We start from the raw sequence: 16,154 nt of genomic DNA on the forward strand, positions 1-16,154 counted from the left end.
CCCCAGGGGGAGGGAGATGGGCCGGTGCTTTTGACTAACTCTTGCCCAGAACGCGATGCGGCTCCTCCCCCTTCTTCAGGGGGAGGCTGGGAGGGGGTGTGCAGCACGCTCAAACCCATCTGCGATAGCCCTGCCTTGAGGGGGAGGGTCGCGGTGGGCGATAGTGCAGTGATCCATCGATGCCCCCGGTCAGCCCCGATAAGACACTCATCCGCGTCTCTGGCCACTTCGCTTGAGCCGCCCCGACCACCCGGTTTGCACCTCTATAAAGCCCCCGAATTTCCCGCCGCTTACCACTGAAACCCCAGCTTTCCCAAGGGTTTCCGAGATAGATACAATTTGAATTAATTTGCGATTTTTCGTGAAAAGAGGCCGCAGGACTTGGAGCCTAAACCTGATCTCGCCGGCAAGAAACGCCGGGAAAAATTCAGGAACAGGAAGTCCACAAATGAGCGTCTCTCTCTCTGCAAACACCCGTGCTGGCCTCACCGTTCTGCGCAATGTCGCTGATCAGATGTCGACAACGCAGAACCGCCTGGTCACCGGCAAGGCCGTGAACAGCCCGCTGGACAACGTGTCGAAGTTCTTCACCGCCTCCTCGATGGACTCTCGTGCCGCTTCGATCGATGCGCTCATGGACAATATCAATTCCGCCAAAAGCTCGATGAAGGCCGCCAGTGAAGGCATCAAGGGTATTCAGGGTCTGATCAAGGAGGCCCGCTCGCTCACCAGCCAGGCGCTGACCTCTTCGGCCACCACCGGCCAGGTCACGGGTTCGACCAACCTGACCAACGGCACCACCTTCGCCTCCATGGGCTTTGAAGCAGCCGATACGGTCACTGTCAGCGATGGCACCACCACCGCGACTTTCACCACCGCGGCAGGTACCGATGTCGAAGACTTCATCACTGCGGTGAACGGCACTGCCAATCTCAACGTCAAGGCAAGCCTCGACGACAGCGGCAAGCTGAAGCTCGAAAACGTCAAGGGCGGCAATGTGGTTATCGGCGGCGCTGCCGATGCCGACGAACTCGGCGCCCTGGGTGTTGCCGCCGGCACCACCAATGGTACTGCCAACGCCACCCGTACCTCGCTGGCCAAGCAGTTCGACGCCCTCCGCTCGGAAATCGACCGGATCGCCAAGGATGCCGGCATCAACGGCACCAACCTCTTGGCTGGTGACAAGATCAAGCTGGCTCTGAATGAGAATGGATCGTCCTCGACCACAATCGAAGGTACCGCTGTGAGCGCCTCATCCCTCAATATCGAAGAAGCCGCCGACAGCTGGCAGAGCGATACCGCTGTCAATGACGCCCTGAGCTCGCTGATCGACGCAGCCGACTCGCTGCAGGCCACCGCCGCCTCGTTCTCCTCGAACAAGTCGATCATCGATGCCCGTGCCGACTTCAATGCTTCGCTGTCCGACATTCTCAAGGCCGGTTCGTCCGACCTGACCGCCGCCGACATGGACCAGGAAGCCGCCAATCTGATGGCTCTCCAGACCCGTCAGCAGATGGCCACCACCTCGCTCTCCATCATGCGCTCGGCTGAAACCACCGCCCTGAGCCTGCTGCGCTAAGCACGCAGCGCAACCAAACGGAGAGGCCCGCCAGTTTGGCGGGCCTTTTGCGTTTTGGTTTTTGTTGTTGCGGAACCAAGGGCAATGCGGCGTCGCCCTAAATGGTTTTGTCGGTCAGCTGGAAAGAACCTTCGGGAGGTGTCCAGTCGCGGTGAAGACGGCGGGCGATTTCCAGTTTGGAGAGACCTTGATTGCGATCTTCCATCGCCAGCAAGGTGGTTTCGAACAGCGTTTCGCTCTCGGCGTCGCTCGATTCGGCCGGCGCGGCTGACGATGAGGCCGGTGGCGCTTCGGCATCGATATCGGCCGCTGTCGCATCTGGTATCGGCCGGCGTTTGAAGTCACGTTCGCGGCGAGGCAGATTGGGCGACCAATAGCCGCTTCGTTTCGCACGCAGCATAGGCTCGATGCCTGGGCTCATTGTCCTGTCCTTCGGCGGGACTCCGCCGAGGTCAGGCTATGGTGCCGGTGCTACGCCACCCTTGCTTTCGTTCGTAAAGCTTTCATAGATCGTTCAGAATGCGGTTAACCTCTGCTTCACCATCCGCGCTCACATGGCGCGGTTGACCGCGATACCGCGTGCCGATGCGGTTTTTGGCATGCCGACATAGCCGGTCTGGTTATACGTCTTGGTGCGGTCCTGCTGCCCAACCGCCTCGGCTACGTCGGTCAGCAAGTTCTCCGCCAGCGTCTTGGCCGTGGCAATTATGCGAAGGTTTTCAGCCATTTGGGTAGCCAGACTCTCATGGCAGTGCTGCAATCGGGCCAAGGCCTCGGGCGCTTCGGCGGCCAGCCGCTGGTTTTGCCGCTGCACGGCGCGGGCGAGGACCACATAATCCTGAGCCAGCTGGGTCTTGTTGGCGGTCAACTCACCCGCCTGCTTGTAACGCCCGGCGCGAAGCAACATGGTTTCTTCGTTCATGACGTTCACCAACGCGGTGAGCGTAGTCTCGGCCTCCGCACACAAAGTCAAGGCAGGCATGGAATCGAGGGCTGCAATGCGTTTTGCGGCTGCGGACATTAGCGATACGCTCCGTTTACTGGGATATTATTTGTCTGGCTGGCTTCCTGAACGGAAAGCATCTGCGACAGGATTTGATCGGCAATGCCGATGCCGCCGTTCTGGGCCATGGAATTGGCGAACTGCTCGGCCTGCATGCCCCGCCAGGTCTCCTCACCGAAGCCGCCGCCGAAATTCTTGTCGGGCTTGATGCCGGCAAACATTTCCTTGGTCAGCATGGTCAGAAAAACGCCTTCAAATTCCTCGGCTTGCTGGCGCATGCGCAATGTCTGGGCGGAGGAAAGGCCGGTCGCGGCATTGATGGAATTCATGTCAGAGCACCTCGATTTCGGCCTGCAGCGCGCCGGTCGCCTTGATCGCCTGAAGAATAGCGATCAGGTCGCGCGGCGAGATACCCAGCGCGTTGAGCCCATCGACCAATTGCTGCAGCGTCACCGTCTCCGGCACGACCTGCAGGGCGGTATCTGTCTGCAGCACATCAAGATTCGTATTGGGATCGACATTGGTCTGCCCCAGGCTCAGCGGATTGGGCTGCACCGTCTGCGGGTTTTCCGCGATGGTCACGGTCAGGTTGGACTGCGCCACCGCCACGCTCGACACCCGAACGTCCTTGCCCATGACGATGATGCCGGAATTCTCGTCGATGACGATCTTGGCGCTCTGGTCGGTTTGGACGATCAGCTGTTCGATATCGGTCAGCAGGTCGACAATATTGCCGTTGAAATTGCGGGGCAGGGTCAGGCGGACGGTGCTCGGATTCTCCGGGACTGCGGTGGGTACGCCGATGAAATCATTGACGGCCAGGGCGATCCGGCGGGCCGTGGTCAGGTCGGGATTGCGCAGCGACAGGCGCAGCGAATGCTGCGCGCCGAGGCTGAACTCGATCTCGCGCTCGATCAGGGCGCCGGAGGAAATGCGGCCGGTCGTGGGCACACCCGAGATGACGGTGGCGGCATCGCCCTGCGCCTTGAAGCCGTTGATCAGCACCGGGCCCTGGGCGATGGCATAGACTTCGCCATCGGCGCCGAGCAGCGGGGTCACCAGCAGGGTGCCGCCCTGGAGGCTATCGGCATCGCCCAGCGCCGCGACGCTGACATCCATGCGCGAGCCCTGGGTGGCGAAGGGCGGCAGGTTTGCCGTCACCATCACCGCCGCGACATTGGCAGTGCGGACATTTTCGCCTTGGGTGTTGACGCCCAGTCGTTCGAGCATGGATTGCAGCGACTGCTTGGTGAAGGGCGAATTGTTGAGGCTGTCACCCGTGCCGTTGAGGCCGACCACAAGGCCGTAGCCCACCAGTTGGTTCTCGCGGATGCCCTCCATGTCGACGATGTCCTTGATCCGCGCCGGGGCTGCGGCCGTGGTGACGGGCGGCAGTGCCAGAGTGGCGCTGAGCACCAGGGCAAGGCAGATTCTGAACAGGCGGTTTGGCATTGACGTCCTCGAAGCGATGGCCCCGGGGATATGATGGGGCCTTCGCTCATAGCGATGCCAGAAGCGTGCCACTCTACGAGGGGGTTGTTATCTATATGAAAAGAAAAGGAAAAATCTGGAGGCCTCGTATCTGGTCCATGCCGCTTGACCGTCGGTAAGCAATTCTTGCCGGGTGCATTAAGGCTCTGTTAACCCTCGTCGGCAGATTTTGCCGTGAGGTTCAGCCAGAGGGTGAGTCTGCTTCGTGCGTATTGATACCACCATTCGTTCGACCGGGATTCCCGGGCGTGCTGCCGCCGGCAAGGCCGGCTCGGCGCCAGCCTTCGTGCCTGCGGGAATGGGTGGGGCGGCGCGGGCTTCGGCGGCGACGCCCGCAATGCCGATGGCTGGACTTGATGCCATCCTGGCGCTGCAGACCGTTGGCGACTTCCGCGAAAGCAGGCGCCGCTCGGTCAAGCGCGGCGCGTCAATGCTGGATGCTCTCGAATCCATCAAGGCCGACCTGCTGGTGGGCAATGTTTCCGCCGACCGTCTCGACGCCCTGGTGGGGCAATTGGCCAGCATGCGCGAGCGTGGTGAGCCTGACCTGGATGCCGTGATCGATGACATCGAATTGCGCGTCAGGGTGGAGCTCGCCAAGTTCGGACGCTTCCCGCCCTTGTAGTCTTGCAATAGTCAAGACGGCTCGCTTCATCAAATTGTTGCTACTCCCGCGCTATGCACCTGTTGCAAGCGGCGTTTTCTGCGTTAACGAGCGGCGTTCTGCGTGCTTGCCCCAGAAGAGCGAGGCGCATATATAGGCCGCCAAGGGCGCATTGGAGTTGAGTCTGCTAATGTCTTCGGTTGAACTGACAGAATATCGGCCCACTGACGACGAGCCGTTCATGAACCCGCGCCAACGCGAATACTTCCGGGGCAAGTTGTTGTCCTGGAAGGACGAAATTCTTCGCGAAAGCCGTGAGACCCTCGAAAACCTCCAGGAAGAAAGCCAGAACCATCCGGACATGGCCGACCGGGCCAGCTCGGAAAGCGACCGCTCCCTGGAACTGCGCACCCGCGACCGTCAGCGTAAGCTGATTTCCAAGATCGACGCGGCGCTGAAGCGTATCGACGATGGCACCTATGGCTATTGCGAGGAAACCGGCGATCCCATCGGCATTGCCCGGCTCGACGCCCGCCCGATCGCGACGCTGAGCCTGGAAGCCCAGGAGCTGCATGAGCGTCGCGAAAAGGTCTATCGCGACGAGTGACCGGCGCATCCCGGCCAATTGGAAAAGCCCGCAGCGATGCGGGCTTTTTGTTTGATCGGTATTACTTGCCGCCGGAGCGTTCGATATTGCGGTCGTAGATTTCCTGGATTTCGGGGGTCATGACCTCATCGAAGGCTTCGGCCTCATAGACGGGGCGGATATCGATGTCGCTGTCGGTGAACATGGGATTGGGGCAGCGCTTGACCCATTCGACCGCCTCGTCCATGTCGCGCACCTGCCAGATCCAGTAGCCGGCCACCAGCTCCTTGGTTTCGGCGAAGGGCCCATCGATGACGGTGCGATTGGCGCCACTGAAGCGCACGCGCTTGGCGCTGGAACTGGGACGAAGGCCATCGCCACCCAGCATGATGCCGGCATTGATCAGCTGCTCGTTATATTTGGTCATGGCCTCGAGCAGTTCGGTGGTCGGCATGCGACCCTCTTCGCTGTCCTGGGTGGCCTTTACGAAAACGACGACGCGCATTGATGTTCTCCTCATGCGGCGTGGGCGAAATTGCCCATCTGGCCAACCGACGATCCAGGCGGCAGGCGTTCGACAAATTTGCCTGCGATATTATGCGACCTTCGAAAAACAGAAAGGGCGGAGCCCGGGGCCCCGCCTCTTTGCGTCGCTTGCCGGCTTGGTCAGAAGCCGAAGACGGTGGTGATGCCGGTCTGGTCGTTGCCGTTCTGCATGCACTGGGCATTTGTGGCCTGGCCGAACTGGAACAGGCCGCAGGTATTGTTGTTGCCGTTCTGGCTGATGGTGCCGTTATGGCCATTGCCGTCCTGGAAAATCACGCCGTGGTTGCCGCTGCCGTTCTGGTTGAAGCCGGCCGAATTGCCATTGCCATTCTGGTAGGCATTGGCGCCGGTGGCCGACATGCCCTTGACCAGCGAGAACATCTTGAGGCCCATGCCCAGTGCCTGGGCCTGTTCCGGATCGCTGGGGGTGAAGCCGATGGAAATCTGGCCGGCGGCCATCGCGGGGGCGGAGCCGACGCCGATCAGAGCGGCAGTGGCGAGGGCGGCGATGATCTTGGTGAAGCGGGTGGTCATTTGGTCTCTCCGAAGTTGAATTTGCGTTCCCTGGTTGCTGGTCTTTCCAGCTCATGAAACGACATTAGGGCCCGGCAACTGAACCGGTTCGGAGCGGCGCATTCAGATTTCGTTCACTTGGAAAATTAAGGTTTTGGCGGTTGAGGATAGGCCAACTCCAAACGGAAAAAAGCCCCGGCGGGCCGGGGCTGAGTGGGGAGGTCGGGAAGGAATAGGCAGGCTTGTTCAGGTGCGGGCGGCGAATTGCTGGGAGCAATCGAGCTGCTTGCCATTGGCGGTGACCGAAAAGTCGACATCGATCTTGGAGCCGGCATTGACCATGACACGGCCGAGTGAGACGGCGGCGTCAGGTGCGGCCGAGAAGGCGCCGCCCTGGCTGACATTGGTCGAACCGCCGCCGCCTGAACTCTTGAGCGCGAAGCGATATTCGCCGTTGAGCGCGGTGGGGCTCTGCAACACGCCCTCGACGGCCAGCATGCCGTGTTCGGTCTTGGTGCTGACGCCGCAGGCGATATCGGTGCCGGCGGCATTGGCGCTGGCACCGGCGCCCAGCGCTGCAAGGCTGATGGCGAGGGCCGCCATGGTGCCGATGGTGATGGGGGTCTGGATCATTTCATCCTCCTGGGAGTGAGCGGAGGGGCCGGCTCTGGTGCCGGCCCCGTTCGGAGCGGAGGTTACGGGCAGGCCTGCACGAAGGCGGTCACATTGCCCGAGCCCTGCTGCACCACATTGGCGTTGCAGCCATTGCCGACCTGTACACCGGCGGCGACATTGCCATTGCCGTCCTGGGTGATCATGGCGTTGTGGTTGTTGCCGAACTGGCCGACGCCACCCTGGTTGTTCCAGCCGTTCTGCCAGACATCGCCATAGTTGTGGTTGCCCTGCTGGCCGATGGCCGAAACGTTGTTGCCGCCGAACTGCTGGCTCACGCCCTTGTTGTTCCAGCCGGTCTGCTTGACACCGAACTTGTTGTTCCAGCCGGCCTGGCCGCCGCCGACCTGGTTGCCGATGCCGAACTGGTCGACGAAGATGTCGTTGGACATTGCGGGGGCGGCCGAAGCGGCGATGACGGTGGCGGCCAGGGCGGTGATGATGAACTTGCGGATCATTTTAGGCGTCTCCTTGTTGGGTTGCGGTCCCTCCGACCGCGTCGTTGATGGAGACTGTTTTACGGGTGTGATTTGGAACAGCTGCTGAAGTGGCGATTCATAATCCGTTCAGAAATGAAAAAAGGCGGAGTTTGAATCCGCCTTTTTATTTATGCCATTGATTTTAAAGGATTATGCTCCGTAGCGCCGCTTGAGATGGGCCTTGAAATGGTCGGCGTTGAGCGGTTCACCGGTGGCGCGGGTGATCAGATCGGGCGTCGAATAGCGCGATGCCTGGCTCCACACCTTGTCGGCGCGCCACTGATTGATGGCGGTGAAATCGCCCTGGCGCATCTGGGCACCCATATCCGGGATATCCTTGGCCATAGCCGAACCCAGCTGGGCCGCGATCATGGCGCCCAGCGTGTAGCTGGGGAAATAGCCGAAGGCGCCGCCCGGCCAGTGCACGTCCTGCATGGGGCCATCCTTGGGATCATTGATAGTCGAGATGCCGAGATATTCGGTCATCTTGGCGTCCCAGGCCTCGGGGATCTGGCTGGCTTCGAGCTTGCCTGCGACCAGATCCTGCTCGAGCTCGTAGCGCAGGATGATATGCAGCGGATAGGTGATTTCGTCAGCATCGACGCGGATATAGCCGCGCTCGATGAAATTCACCTCGCTCAGGATATCGGGGATGTCCCAGCCGGGAATCGCGGTCTCGCCGAGATGCTGGTGAATTAGCGGCAGCATGAATTCCCAGAAATCGCCGCTGCGGGCGATCTGCATTTCCACGAACAAGCTCTGGCTTTCATGCATGCCCATGCCGCGCGCCTTGCCAAGCGGCCAGTGCGACCACTCCTTGGGCAGGCCCTGCTCATAAAGAGCATGGCCGGTCTCGTGCAGCACGCCCATCAGCGAGGTGAGGAATTCGTCGGTACGATAACGTGTGGTCATGCGCACGTCGGTCGGCACGCCGCCACAGAAGGGGTGGTGCGACACCGCCAGCGAGCCATGGGTGAAGTCGAAGCCGGTCGCCCGCATGGCAGCGAGTCCCAGCTCGCGCTGTTTTTCGATCGGATAGGGGGCATTGAGGCTTTTACGCGGGCGCTGGGCCAGGCGCTGTTCCTGCACGGCCAGGGCGGTGGGCAAAAAGTCCTTCAGGAAGCCCTTGAGGTCGGCAAACACGCCGTCGATTTCGGCCGTGCGATTGCCCGGGTCGTATTGATCCATCAGCGCGTCATAGGGGGCGAGGCCGGTGGCGTCGGCGCGCAGCGCTGCCTCCTCGCGCACCAATGCGACCACGCCTTCCAGCGCTGGCAGGAAGCTGTCCCAATCGCCCTTTGCTCGCAGGTCGCGCCAAAGTTGCTCGGAGCGCATGGTGGCGGCGGTGCGGCGCTGCACGAACTCGGTGGGCAGGCAGGTGGCGTTGACATAGTTGCGCTCGAATTCGCCCAACGCCAGGGTCTGGTCGGTGTCGAGAGCCTCGGCCTTGGCGGCTTCGATCCAGTCGGCGATTTCGGGAGCGGTGGCCTGGGCATGATACATGCCCGCCAGTTGCGACATGGCCTCGGCGCGCTTCTCGCCACCACCCACGGCCATATGGGTGGCCTCGTCGGCACCCAGAATGGAGAGAGCGTGTTCGAGCGCTTCCAGCCGGTGGCCGAGTTCGTCGAGTTTGGCAAAGGACATGGAAAGGCTCCTGACTATCGAGCCCGATCTCTCCCACAGCCATGCCATGGGATCAAGGCTGGCGACCGGCCCGATCGTTGCGGAAACGGGGAAGGCGCAGCTGGGGGGAGCTGCGCCTTGGGGAGGGCCCTTGTGCTTCTGCGGGGCCGGTCGGTCCATCCTGGACCGACGGGGATTGCGGTGGCGCCCATGGGGGGATGGCGCCACCGGATTGGGGGTCAGAACGGCAGGATGGCGTCGAGAACCTGCTGACCGTAGCGCGGCTGCTGCACATCGGTGATCTGGCCGCGGCCGCCATAGGAGATGCGTGCCTCGGCGATCTTGGTGGAGGGGATCGTGTTGTTGGCCTGGATATCGGAGGGGCGAACGATGCCAGCGACGATGAGGTCGCGGACCTCGAAGTTCACCCGCACTTCCTGGCGGCCTTCGATGACCAGATTGCCATTGGGCAGCACCTGGGTCACCACGGCGGCGACAGAGGTCTCCAGCGCTTCCGAGCGGTTGACCGAGCCATTCCCGGTATCCTTGACGCCCGACGTGAGGTCGATGGCGGCCTTGGGGTCAAAGCTGCCGCCGCCAATACCGTCCACGGCAGCGCCGAACAGCCCGCCCATGCCCGCCGAATTGGTCGAGTTGCGGCTGCGCTGGGTCTGGTTGTTGATCTTGGCGCTGTCGTCGATGGTGACCACCACGGTCAGGATGTCACCGATGCGGTGGGCGCGCTCGTCCTTGAAGAAGCCCCGGGCCGAAGTACGGTAGAGCGAATTGGCCTGGTAGGTATCGGCCATCGGCTCGGGCATCGGCATGCGCACCGGCTGGTAGCCGGCCGTGGCGGTGGGGTCCTGGATCGTGGTCAGGACCGGAGCCTGCCCGATATTGGCCAGACGGTCGGTGGTATTGCAGGCACCAAGCGATGCGGCCAGGGTCAGGATTGTGGCGATCTTGAAGATGTTCATTGCTTTGGGTCCTGCTTAGAGGCCGGCCAGGGCGAGCGGCGCAGTGCTGACTTCGACGGCGCCTGGAGCGATGGCCGTGGCGCTGATGACGCGCTTGGACATGAGATTGAGGATCTGGACATTGGTGCCCTGGGCACCACCGGTGATGGCTTGTCCCTTCACCGTCAGGGTCATCGGACCCTTGCGGTAAAAAATGGTCACGAGGTCGTTTTTGGCGATGGTCAGGGGGGTGCTGACATCGCTGGCCTTGAGCAGCATGCCTTCGCGGCTCGGGCGGTTGAGGGCCATGCCGACCAACTGGTCGAGCTGGGCCACGCCCTGGGCATCGGCCTGGCGCACGGGGAGGGGGCGCATGACGATGTGGCTGGGCTGCAGGACGGTGCCGGCGGGGAGGGCGGCAGCCAGGTGCGGGACGTCGACGGTGAGATCGAGCGTACCGCTGAGTTCGACAAGACGGTCAGCGCCGGTGACTGAGAAACGGGCGGTGAAGCTGTCATTGCCGGGGTGGTAGCGCAGCTGTTCCAGCCGTGCGGGGGTATCGGCGACTGCGACCTTGATGGGGGAAATCAGGTCGTTGAAGTAAACGTTGACCTTCATGCTTGAGGTGACGATGCCACGCAGGCGCAGATCGTTGATGACGAGATCGCCGAGCAGCACGTCGTCGATGACGGTGGCGGCGCGCGAGACGCTGACGGCGCTGAGACCGTTGACCTCGAAAGTGTCGAGACCAATGCGGGCGGCCGCCGAGCGGATTGCCGGTAGATCGACTTGCCCGGTGGTGCCGGGCTGGGGGGCCCGGAACAGGGCGGTGTCGGCCAAGGATCCGGCATCGTCGAACATGTCGCCGACGGTAACGACCGGACCGACCACCTGCACATCGGCACGCAGCACGGGCAATGCCCAGGCGCTGGTGCCGCAGAGGGCGAATGCGAAGGCGGCGATTATGGAACGAAGCGGTTTCATCTGGCCCTCCTCATCAACGCAGCTGGCTGGTGGCGCGCATCATTTCGTCCGCGCCGGAGATGACGCGGGCGTTCATTTCGTAGGCGCGCTGCGCGGCGATCAGGTCGGCAATTTCGGTGACCGAATTGACGTTGGCCATTTCGAGATAGTTCTGCAGCAGGTCGCCGGTGCCATCGGAATTGGGAATGTTCACCTGGGCCGGGCCACTGGCTGCGGTTTCGAGGAACATGTTGTCGCCCATGGATTCAAGGCCCGACTTGTTGACGAAGCGCGCCAGCTGGAGCTGACCGAGCTGGGTCGGGGTGGTGTCGGTGCCCAGAAACGCCTCGACGGTGCCATTGGGCGAGATCGACACGCCCTTGGCATTGCCGGGGATGGAAATGCCCGGATTGAGCGAATAGCCCTGGGAGTTTACCAGCGTGCCATTGGGGTCACGCTCGAAGGAGCCGTCGCGGGTATAGGCGGTGCGGCCATCGGGCAGCTGGATCATGAAGAAGCCTTCGCCGCGGATGGCCACGTCGAGCTCGCGCTCGGTCATGCTCACATTGCCCTGGCTCATCACGCGTGGTGTGGCGACGGTGCGCACGCCCGAACCGATTTCGAGCCCGGCCGGCACCATGCTGCCCTGGTCTGAGGTTTGCGAGCCGGCGCGGGTGATCTGCTGGTAGAGCAGGTCCTGGAATTCGGCGCGCTGGCGCTTGAAGCCAGTGGTGCGCATATTGGCGATGTTGTTGGAGATGACTTCGACATTGCGTTCCTGGGCGCTCATGCCGGTCGATGCGATGTAGAGAGCTTTCATGGCAGAACCTCAGGATCAGGCGTTGGCATCGCCGAGGCGCTGGATGGCGCTGCGACGCAGCTCATCCTGCTTCTCGGTCAACGAGGCGAGGGATTCGTAGGAGCGGGTGACGCGGATCATCTCGGCCATTTCGGACACGCCCGAGACATTGGAGCGCTCGAGAAAGCCCTGCATGACGCTGGTGCCAGTGGCCGGGGTCGGCGTGCCGCCGGCGAAAAGATTGGAGCCGTCGCGGGTGAGGGCCTGCGGATTGGCGAATTCGACGATGCGCAGGCGCCCCTTCGGGCCGGCATCGGTGGCGACAGTGCCATCGGATGCCACGGTGAAGCTGGTTTCGGTGGCGCCGAACTGAATCGGGCCGCCTTCGCCCAGTACCGGGTTGCCCGACAGATCGACCAGGGTTCCGGTGCTATTGATCTGGAAGGAGCCTGAACGGGTCCAGCGCTCGCCAGCTGGCGTCTGCACGGCAAAGAAGCCTTCGCCATTGAGCGCCATATCCAGGTCGTTGCCGGTCTGCAGCATCGGACCATTGGCCAGGTCATGAACGGTGGCCCAGTCCTGCACATAAGACAGGGGTTGGTCGAGGCGCTGGAAATCCTGGTGGCGGGCCACCGGCATCACATATTCCTCAAACAGCAATTGCTCCGACTTGAAGCCAGTGGTGTTGATGTTGGCGATATTGTTCGCCACTACATCCATCTGGCGCTGCAGAGCGATCTGCCGGCTGAGGCTGATCAGTTGCGCATTCTCGATCATCTCGGTCCCCGTCTACTTCCCCGAGACCGCCGACTTCCCCAAGCCCGCCGTCTCGCCATTAACATTGCAGAAACCATGCCAGGCGGAGATTTTTAATGAAATCATACGCTTAGCAGTCTCGAAGTCTTGGCCTGCCCGGCGTTAATTTCCTGCACTGGGAAAATGCTGCCCGGCAAAAATTGCCGACAGAAGGGTGTTTGTAACCATTCGTTAACCAAGTGGGCCTTAGCTGGTCCCAGGGCCGGAATCGTCCGGAAATGCTGATATCTGGTGGGGCGTTAGATGGCTGCGGAAGCAGAAGTTTCAGGCGAAGCGCCGGCCAAGAAGGGCATTCCCAAGCTCTTCATTTTCATTGGCGCCGCGGTGCTCGTGGTGCTGCTGGCCGGCGGCGGCATCTTCTTCTTCCTGTCGTCTTCTGGTGGCTCGGCTGATGCGGCGGCTGCCTCCGGCGAGCATGGAGCAGCTAGTGCCGATGCCGGTCATGGCGCCCTCGCAGGCGACGCGCCGGCCAATACGTTCATCTTCAACCTGCCGCCGATGATGGTGAACCTCAACAGCGATGGCGGCACCCAAGCCTTCATGAAGCTGACCGTGGCGCTGGAAGTCGCCGACGAGCACATGATGACCGAAATCCAGCCCCGCCTAGCCAAGGTGGTGGATTCCTTCCAGGTCTATCTGCGCGAGATGCGCAAGAGCGATCTCGAAGGCTCGGCTGGCATCTATCGCCTCAAGGAAGAGCTGCTGCGTCGGGTCAATCTGGCGATCTATCCCGCGCGGGTGGAAAGCATCCTCTTCAAGGAAATCCTGGTGCAGTAATGGCTGGACCAAGCGATCAGGACAAATTGGCTGAGGATTGGGGGCTCGACGATATCGATGCCGCTCCGATCCCGTCCTTCGACGACGGCGATGGCCTGAGTGACGACGACATTGCCGCCGCCGCTGCTGCCGAATGGGCGGCGATGCTCGAAGGCGGCACGTCCGAGGCCGATGGTGGTGCAGATCGCGTGCTCAACCAGGACGAGATCGACAGCCTGCTCGGTTTCGACGCCACGGCGGCCAGCAATGTCGAGTTGACCGGCGTCCAGGCGCTGATCAACTCCGCGCTGGTGAGCTATGAACGCCTGCCGATGCTGGAGATTGTCTTCGATCGGCTGGTGCGCCTCGCCACCACCTCGCTGCGCAATTTCACCTCCGACAATGTGGAAGTGGCGCTCGACTCCATCTCCTCGGTACGTTTCGGCGACTACCTCAATTCCATTCCGCTGCCCGCCATTCTCTCGGTGATCAAGGCGGAGGAGTGGGAGAATTACGGCCTGCTCACCGTCGATTCCAACCTCATCTATTCGATGATCGACGTGCTGCTGGGCGGTCGCCGTGTCGGCGGCAATATCCGCGTCGAGGGGCGTCCCTACACCACGATCGAGCTGGCGCTGGCCCGGCGCATGATCGAGGTGATCCTCGAGGATACCCACCGCGCCTTCGAACCGGTGACGCAGGTCAATTTCAAGCTCGAGCGCATGGAAACCAATCCGCGCTTCGCCGCAATTTCCCGTCCGGGCAATGCCGCCATTCTCATCGAATTACGCATCGAAATGGACGATCGCGGCGGCAAGATCGAAATCCTGCTGCCCTACGCCACCATTGAGCCCATCCGCGAGCAGTTGCTGCAGATGTTCATGGGCGAAAAGTTTGGCCGCGACCCGATCTGGGAAGGCCATCTGGCGACCGAGATCTACCACGCCGACGTCGAGATCGAGGCCGTGCTGCATGAACAGGACCTGCCGCTGTCGACCTTGATCGATCTGCGCCCCGGCCAGACCATCATGTTCGAGCGCTCTCCGTCCGACCCCATTCGCCTGCGTTGCGGCGATGTCGAACTCACCGAGGCCATTATGGGCCATATCGGCAAGCATGTATCGGTGCGGGTCACGCGCCCGCTCAACCCGCCCAAGGTCACCATGGCGGCCTTCGAGGCAATCGACGAGACAATGGAAGGACGATGATGTTCGGCTTGCCCCTGGGGATATTTGTGGAAGGCGCCGTTGCCGTTCTGCTGGCGACCACCGTCGTCTATTGCATCATGCTCAACCAGCGCCTCAAGCGCCTGCATGCGGACCGCGATGCGCTGCGGCAGATGGTGGCCGACCTGGTCGGCGCCACCAATCTCGCCAATCAGGCGATCAAGGAGCTGAAGGCGACTGCCGTCGAGGCCGATCTGACGCTCAGCGCCCGCCTCGAGGAGGCCGAGCGCTTCGGGGTCGAGCTCGCCAATCACGTCAATGCCGGCACGGTGCTGATGGAACGCATCGCCAAGATCACCAGCGTCGCGCGCCACAGTCAGGCCATGGAGCCGGTTGAAGAGCCCAGCAAGGCGCAGTCGGCCTTGCAGCAATTGCAGTCGCGCGTGCGCAATCGCGGAGCCGCCGCGTGACCAATATCCGCCTGTTGCCCGTTGTCATCCTGGTGATTTCGGCCCTTCTGGTCCTCAAGACCGTTGGGCTCGTCACCAATGGTGGCTATGTGCTGACAGGCGTGAGCCTGGCGCAGGCAGCCGGGGGCGGTGGTGGCCATGGTGGTGGCTCTGCGCCGGCCGAAACACCGCCGGGTGACAATGCCACACTGCCGGCCGAACCAACTTTGACCGATGCCAGCCCGACCCTGTCCGATTCGGCGCCGACCATGGGTGAAACCAAGAGTGGTGGTGGTGGCCATGGCGCGCCGGCGCCGACCGACGCAGGTGGTGGTCACGGCGATGCCGCCGCCACTGGCAGTGATGCCGCAGCGCCCGCGACCGACGCCCATGGCCAGCCCATTGCCAATACCGTCGCCGCCGAAAATGCCTGCGATCCGCGCCCGGCCTCGCCCGACAAGGCGGCCTCGACGGCCGATGGGCAGCTGATGATCATTCCCGGCGACTGCCCGCCGCTCACCGATGCGGTACCGCAATTGCTGACCGATCGCGGCCCGGTGCCGATGACCTCGACCGATAGCGTGCCCACCGAGCAGGTGCTGCTGGAGCGCCTGTCGACGCGCCGCGCCGATCTTGACGCTTATGAGCAGGAGCTGGCCATGCGCGCTTCGCTGGTGGAAGCCGCCGAGAAGCGCATCGAGGAACGGACCCAGACCCTGCAGGCCCTGGAAGGGCAGATTGCCGCGCTGGTCGAAGAGCGCAAGAAGATGGAAGAGGGGCAGTTCGCCGAGCTGGTGGCCATGTATTCGAACATGAAGCCCAAAGACGCGGCCAGCATCTTCAACGATCTCGACATGAACATCCTGGTTCGCGTCGCCAAGCAGATTACACCCCGCAAGATGTCGCCTATCCTCGCCGCGATGAGCACCGCCCGTGCTCAGGAACTGACTGTTCGCCTGGCCTCGCTCGATGGCGGGCCGGTGGAGGAAATGAGCTCCTCCGACCTTGCTGCCCTGCCGCAGATCGTCGGCCAATAGCTTTGTGGTTTTCTTTAGGGGGGTGTTAAGCCCGCCTCGCTAGGGTTCGGCATCGAGTGTTGTAAACCTCGCATGCCGAGCCGGCGGAAAGAACTTTCTGCAGTCGGATGCGA

20 protein-coding genes are annotated in these 16,154 nt (G+C 62.2%); 7 read left to right on the forward strand and 13 right to left on the reverse strand.

The window, feature by feature from the left end:
• Positions 1 to 448 precede the first annotated feature (448 nt).
• Positions 449 to 1,579: a flagellin N-terminal helical domain-containing protein gene (locus DEVEQU_RS17805; protein WP_126151947.1), complete on the forward strand. Its 1,131-nt coding sequence runs from the start codon at positions 449 to 451 to the stop codon at positions 1,577 to 1,579.
• 97 nt (positions 1,580 to 1,676) lie between these two features.
• Here DEVEQU_RS17805 and DEVEQU_RS17810 read toward each other — a convergent pair whose 3' ends face one another.
• From DEVEQU_RS17810 to DEVEQU_RS17825, 4 genes are all read right to left on the reverse strand, one after another.
• Positions 1,677 to 2,000: a hypothetical protein gene (locus DEVEQU_RS17810; RefSeq protein WP_126151948.1), complete on the reverse strand. Its 324-nt coding sequence runs from the start codon at positions 1,998 to 2,000 to the stop codon at positions 1,677 to 1,679.
• Positions 2,001 to 2,129: 129 nt separating this feature from the next.
• Positions 2,130 to 2,501: a hypothetical protein gene (locus tag DEVEQU_RS17815; protein ID WP_126151949.1), complete on the reverse strand. Its 372-nt coding sequence runs from the start codon at positions 2,499 to 2,501 to the stop codon at positions 2,130 to 2,132.
• Between the two features lie 98 nt (positions 2,502 to 2,599).
• A complete protein-coding gene (locus DEVEQU_RS17820) occupies positions 2,600 to 2,911 on the reverse strand; it encodes a rod-binding protein (RefSeq protein WP_126151950.1) in 312 nt (103 codons plus the stop codon).
• Between the two features lies 1 nt (position 2,912).
• Positions 2,913 to 4,034 carry a flagellar basal body P-ring protein FlgI gene (locus DEVEQU_RS17825; RefSeq protein ID WP_126151951.1) on the reverse strand — a complete coding sequence of 374 codons (1,122 nt, stop codon included), beginning with the start codon at positions 4,032 to 4,034 and terminating at the stop codon, positions 2,913 to 2,915.
• A 244-nt stretch (positions 4,035 to 4,278) separates the two neighbouring features.
• Between DEVEQU_RS17825 and DEVEQU_RS17830 the strand changes: the two genes are divergently transcribed.
• Positions 4,279 to 4,698, forward strand: coding sequence for a flagellar assembly protein FliX (locus DEVEQU_RS17830; RefSeq protein WP_126151952.1), 420 nt, complete (start codon positions 4,279 to 4,281; stop codon positions 4,696 to 4,698).
• A 169-nt stretch (positions 4,699 to 4,867) separates the two neighbouring features.
• Positions 4,868 to 5,284: an RNA polymerase-binding protein DksA gene (gene dksA / locus DEVEQU_RS17835; RefSeq protein WP_126151953.1), complete on the forward strand. Its 417-nt coding sequence runs from the start codon at positions 4,868 to 4,870 to the stop codon at positions 5,282 to 5,284.
• A 61-nt stretch (positions 5,285 to 5,345) separates the two neighbouring features.
• Here the strand turns inward: dksA and DEVEQU_RS17840 are convergent, their stop codons facing one another.
• The 9 genes from DEVEQU_RS17840 to flgF form a co-directional block, all read right to left on the reverse strand.
• Positions 5,346 to 5,768, reverse strand: coding sequence for a YciI family protein (locus tag DEVEQU_RS17840; protein WP_126151954.1), 423 nt, complete (start codon positions 5,766 to 5,768; stop codon positions 5,346 to 5,348).
• Positions 5,769 to 5,929: 161 nt separating this feature from the next.
• Positions 5,930 to 6,343 (reverse strand): curlin, encoded by a 414-nt coding sequence (locus DEVEQU_RS17845; protein ID WP_126151955.1) that lies wholly within the window; start codon positions 6,341 to 6,343, stop codon positions 5,930 to 5,932.
• 225 nt (positions 6,344 to 6,568) lie between these two features.
• A complete protein-coding gene (gene csgH / locus DEVEQU_RS17850; RefSeq protein ID WP_126151956.1) occupies positions 6,569 to 6,955 on the reverse strand; it encodes a curli-like amyloid fiber formation chaperone CsgH in 387 nt (128 codons plus the stop codon).
• A gap of 62 nt (positions 6,956 to 7,017) precedes the next feature.
• Positions 7,018 to 7,452, reverse strand: a complete 435-nt coding sequence (locus DEVEQU_RS17855) for a curlin (protein ID WP_126151957.1) — start codon at positions 7,450 to 7,452, stop codon at positions 7,018 to 7,020.
• Positions 7,453 to 7,623: 171 nt separating this feature from the next.
• A complete protein-coding gene (locus tag DEVEQU_RS17860; RefSeq protein WP_126151958.1) occupies positions 7,624 to 9,120 on the reverse strand; it encodes a carboxypeptidase M32 in 1,497 nt (498 codons plus the stop codon).
• A gap of 218 nt (positions 9,121 to 9,338) precedes the next feature.
• Positions 9,339 to 10,076, reverse strand: a complete 738-nt coding sequence (gene flgH / locus DEVEQU_RS17865) for a flagellar basal body L-ring protein FlgH (protein WP_126151959.1) — start codon at positions 10,074 to 10,076, stop codon at positions 9,339 to 9,341.
• A gap of 15 nt (positions 10,077 to 10,091) precedes the next feature.
• Positions 10,092 to 11,039, reverse strand: coding sequence for a flagellar basal body P-ring formation chaperone FlgA (gene flgA / locus DEVEQU_RS17870; protein WP_126151960.1), 948 nt, complete (start codon positions 11,037 to 11,039; stop codon positions 10,092 to 10,094).
• A gap of 13 nt (positions 11,040 to 11,052) precedes the next feature.
• Positions 11,053 to 11,838, reverse strand: coding sequence for a flagellar basal-body rod protein FlgG (flgG, locus tag DEVEQU_RS17875; protein WP_126151961.1), 786 nt, complete (start codon positions 11,836 to 11,838; stop codon positions 11,053 to 11,055).
• A 15-nt stretch (positions 11,839 to 11,853) separates the two neighbouring features.
• Positions 11,854 to 12,591, reverse strand: a complete 738-nt coding sequence (gene flgF, locus DEVEQU_RS17880) for a flagellar basal-body rod protein FlgF (RefSeq protein WP_126152025.1) — start codon at positions 12,589 to 12,591, stop codon at positions 11,854 to 11,856.
• Between the two features lie 285 nt (positions 12,592 to 12,876).
• Here flgF and DEVEQU_RS17885 point away from each other — a divergent pair, with 285 nt between their 5' ends.
• The 4 genes from DEVEQU_RS17885 to DEVEQU_RS17900 are packed head-to-tail and all read left to right on the forward strand — an operon-like array spanning position 12,877 to position 16,041.
• Positions 12,877 to 13,410: a flagellar basal body-associated FliL family protein gene (locus tag DEVEQU_RS17885; protein WP_126151962.1), complete on the forward strand. Its 534-nt coding sequence runs from the start codon at positions 12,877 to 12,879 to the stop codon at positions 13,408 to 13,410.
• The gene (gene fliM / locus DEVEQU_RS17890) at positions 13,410 to 14,597 is read left to right on the forward strand and encodes a flagellar motor switch protein FliM (protein ID WP_126151963.1); all 1,188 of its coding nucleotides are present in this window, start codon (positions 13,410 to 13,412) and stop codon (positions 14,595 to 14,597) included. The genes DEVEQU_RS17885 and fliM overlap by 1 nt, the downstream gene beginning before the upstream one ends.
• Positions 14,597 to 15,025 carry a DUF6468 domain-containing protein gene (locus DEVEQU_RS17895; protein WP_126151964.1) on the forward strand — a complete coding sequence of 143 codons (429 nt, stop codon included), beginning with the start codon at positions 14,597 to 14,599 and terminating at the stop codon, positions 15,023 to 15,025. The genes fliM and DEVEQU_RS17895 overlap by 1 nt, the downstream gene beginning before the upstream one ends.
• Entirely contained in the window at positions 15,022 to 16,041 is a 1,020-nt protein-coding gene (locus DEVEQU_RS17900; RefSeq protein ID WP_126151965.1) for a MotE family protein, read from the forward strand. Before DEVEQU_RS17895 ends, DEVEQU_RS17900 begins: the two co-directional genes overlap by 4 nt.
• The last annotated feature ends 113 nt before the right edge of the window (positions 16,042 to 16,154 follow it).

Source organism: Devosia equisanguinis (assembly GCF_900631955.1).
GTDB classification, from domain to species: domain Bacteria; phylum Pseudomonadota; class Alphaproteobacteria; order Rhizobiales; family Devosiaceae; genus Devosia; species Devosia equisanguinis.